Origin of the sequence: Robiginitalea sp. (assembly GCF_049588695.1) — a bacterium.
In the GTDB taxonomy this organism is placed as follows: domain Bacteria; phylum Bacteroidota; class Bacteroidia; order Flavobacteriales; family Flavobacteriaceae; genus Robiginitalea.
Genome location: NZ_JBAVZJ010000638.1, coordinates 1 through 3,005, shown reverse-complemented (window position 1 = coordinate 3,005; position 3,005 = coordinate 1). Strand labels below are relative to the sequence as shown.

The window sequence follows — 3,005 nt, the reverse complement described above, 5'->3', positions numbered from 1 at the left end:
ATTGGCATTGGCGGTTCAGATCTGGGCCCCGTCATGGTTACCGAAGCGCTGAAACACTACAGCAATCATCTAAAGTTACATTTTGTAAGCAACGTCGATGGGGATCACGTGTACGAATCGCTCAAAGGCCTGGATCCGGAAACTACATTGTTTATAGTGGTCTCCAAGTCCTTTACCACTCAGGAAACGCTCAGCAATGCCCTGACGATTAAAAAGTGGTTTCTCAAACAGGCTTCCCCAAAGGATGTGGCGTTGCATTTTGCGGCCGTTTCGACCAATACCAAACAGATTTCGGATTTCGGAATTGCACCGGAGAATGTCTTTCCCATGTGGGATTGGGTAGGGGGGCGGTTTTCGCTCTGGAGTGCGGTAGGCCTCTCGATCTGCCTGGGAATCGGGTATACTCATTTTTCTGAGTTGCTCGACGGGGCGCGGAAAATGGACAGGCATTTCCAAACCGCTCCGTTTGACCGAAACATTCCCGTAGTGCTGGCCTTGCTCAGTATTTGGTACAACAATTTTTTTGGTGCAGAGACGGAAGCGGTTATTCCTTATTCGCAATACCTGCAGTCCCTTCCCGCCTATCTGCAGCAAGGGGTAATGGAGAGCAATGGCAAGCGGGCAGACCGCAAAGGTGAGCCCGTGGGATACCAGACCGGAACGATTATCTGGGGAGCGCCTGGGACGAATTCACAACACGCTTTTTTTCAGCTTATCCACCAGGGCACTAAATTGATCCCAGCCGATTTTATCGGGTTTAAACGACCCCTCCATGGAGACATGGATCATCACGACAAATTGATGGCGAATTTTTTTGCCCAGACCGAGGCCCTGATGAATGGCAAGGATGCAAAAGAGGTGGCTGCAGAACTCAAAGGCCAGGGACTTTCAGAAGCTGCAGTTCAGGAACTCCTTCCCTTTAAAATATTTGAGGGCAACAAGCCTACAAATACACTTCTCATCGATTCCCTGACACCCGAACGCCTTGGGGCGCTTATCGCCATGTACGAGCACAAGATCTTTGTACAGGGCGTTATTTGGAACATCTTCAGTTACGATCAGTGGGGTGTGGAACTGGGCAAACAACTGGCCAAGACCATCCTCAAGGAATTAGGAGATGGAACAGCGGGAAACCACGACACTTCGACATCCCGCTTAATGGCTACCTACCGAAAACAATAGGCTTAAAATACGTTTATAACTTCTTGTGATTTCAAGGGCAGTCCGGTAAAACTGCCCTCTTTTTATTGTTAATTTTGACCTAAAATTATTTAACCTTCTGTTAATATAAAAGTGGGTGATATACATCACTTTTGCAGCGCTTTAAAGTTTAAAGACCATTAATATGAAAAGACTAATTCTAACCCTGATTACTGTGCTAAGTGCTTCCTTTGCATTTGGGCAGGGAGTTACAACATCTGCAATTGCAGGAAAAATGACCGATGCTGCCGGCGAACCTTTGGGAGGAGCCAGCATCGTAGCGGTTCACCAACCGACGGGCTCCACCTATGGAGCTGCTACAGACTTCGACGGGTTCTTCCGGATTTCCAATATGCGTGCCGGCGGACCTTACCGAATCTCCTTCTCGTACATTGGTTTTGAGACGGACGTACGGGAAAATGTATACCTGACCCTCGGTCGGGCATCCCAGTTCAATATTGCGCTGGATGAATCCGCTACCGCCCTGGAGGAAGTTGTGGTTACAGGTACAAGCTCCGGGATTTTCGGGGCCAGTAAAACGGGATCCGAGACGACGGTGAGCAACCGGGAAGTACAGACCCTGCCGGCAACCTCGCGTTCACTTGCGGATTTTGTGCGTATCACCCCTCAGGCCCAGGTCACTGAAGGCAATGACGGGTTCAGTATTTCCCTTGCGGGTCAGAACAACCGATACAACGCCATCTACATTGACGGTGCGGTAAATAACGATGTCTTCGGACTGGCGGGTTCCGGTACCAACGGAGGCCAGACGGGTGTCAATCCTCTTTCCGTAGATGCTATTGAAACGATCCAGATTAACATCGCTCCTTTTGATGTTAAACAATCCGGTTTCTCCGGAGGGTCGATTAACGCGATTACGCGATCCGGTTCAAACAACTGGGAAGGCTCAGCCTACGGATTTTTAAGAAACCAGAGTCTGGCGGGCAAGACACCTCCCGGGTTGGTAGGGGATGACGAAGAGCGTCAGCGACTGGACGATTTTACCGCCCTTACTTACGGGGTGCGTATAGGAGGTCCTATAATTAAGGACAAACTGTTTTTCTTCGTCAACTACGAAAGACAAGACGATGAGACTCCGCAACCGTTTAACTTCAGTAATTATATCGGTCGGTCTTCGATCGCTGATCTGGATAACCTGAGCAACTTCCTCGGGAACACTTACGGGTACGAGCCCGGGATTTTCGACAATAACACCCGAACGCTCGAGAGTAATAAATTCACCGCGAAAGTTGACTGGAACATCAATGAAGATCACAAGCTCTCCCTGAGATATGGATACGTAGGGGCAGACAACCTGGAAGCCCGGAGTTCCGGTTTCCGTAACATCGGTTTTATCAACGGTTCGGAATCTTTCGAAACTACCACAAACTCTTTGGCCCTTGAACTGAACTCGAGGTTTGGCAATAAGTTCTCCAATAACTTCGTGCTGGGATATACATCGGTAAGTGATGACAGGGATCCTCTGGGAGATCCCTTCCCGACGGTAGATATTCAGGACGGTGCCGGAACGATTTCCTTCGGGGCGGAGCCTTTTTCAACGGCTAACCTCCTGGATCAGAATATTTTTACCATAACCAATAATTTTGAAATCTACACGGGTCGGCATACCGTAACTCTTGGTGCCAACCTGGAATTTGCCGATATAAAGAACCTCTTTTTCGCCTTTAACTACGGTGATTACACCTTTGAAGATGATTTCGATGATGCCGGAAACCTAATTGCCAGCGGATTGGACCAATTCCTTGCCCAACAGGATGCCACGTTATACCAGCACGGTTATTCCC

2 protein-coding genes are annotated in these 3,005 nt (G+C 48.9%); both read left to right on the top strand.

All coding sequences use genetic code 11. The features are described from left to right. Positions 1–1,182: glucose-6-phosphate isomerase (pgi, locus tag WBV75_RS14595; RefSeq protein ID WP_424121314.1), on the top strand; the 1,182-nt coding region annotated here is incomplete at its 5' end. 163 nt (positions 1,183–1,345) lie between these two features. Then, on the top strand, positions 1,346–3,005 hold a 1,660-nt coding region (locus tag WBV75_RS14590), incomplete at its 3' end, for a TonB-dependent receptor (RefSeq protein WP_424121313.1).